This is a genomic window from Helicobacter sp. MIT 14-3879 (assembly GCF_003364125.1).
The window spans coordinates 1-480 of record NZ_NXLP01000200.1 but is presented as its reverse complement, the minus strand read 5'-3'; the positions used below and the strand labels follow the sequence as shown (position 1 = coordinate 480).

Below are 480 nucleotides of genomic sequence, written 5' to 3'. Positions count from 1 at the left end.
CCCTAGAACTAGGGGACAACTCAATCTCAATTTTTACTTACTCTTAGGGATACTATTGTAGGCACAGTAAGTGTCTAATAGAATCCAAATTCGTGCTATGCACATAATGCGGAGCATTTAATCTGGCTTTGCGTCTAGGTGATTTTTTTGTCAAGATGTGATTCTTAAAAGCAGCAGCTCTTTTAATAGCATTTTTTTTGAGCTTAAATCGCTTCGCAGCACCACGATTGGTTTTCATCTTTGGCATTATTTCTCCTTTCACAAAAATAAAGCTAGAATTGTAGCATAAAAAATTATGTTTTCAGTTTATTATTTGGAATCATCAATACGGTAGCGTATTTTCCTTCAATTTTTGGTTCTTTATCGGTATGGGCTATATCCTCTACCATTGCACATACTCTTTGTAGCATCTCAAAACCCATTACAGGGTTTTGCAGCTCTCTGCCACGTAAATACACTCTGAATTTGACATGTTTACCT

Annotated in this window: 1 protein-coding gene and 1 pseudogene; both read right to left on the bottom strand. The window is 36.0% G+C overall.

The features are described from left to right. Positions 1–52 precede the first annotated feature (52 nt). Entirely contained in the window at positions 53–247 is a 195-nt protein-coding gene (rpmI, locus tag CQA44_RS12335) for a 50S ribosomal protein L35 (protein WP_115547445.1), read from the bottom strand. 46 nt (positions 248–293) lie between these two features. Beyond that, positions 294–480, bottom strand: a pseudogene (locus CQA44_RS12330) (translation initiation factor IF-3); the annotation flags it as partial.

What these genes read in the sequence shown, in the direction of transcription:
- rpmI (WP_115547445.1), bottom strand. Translation starts at nt 247, where the DNA reads ATGCCAAAGATGAAAACCAATCGTGGTGCTGCGAAGCGATTTAAGCTC.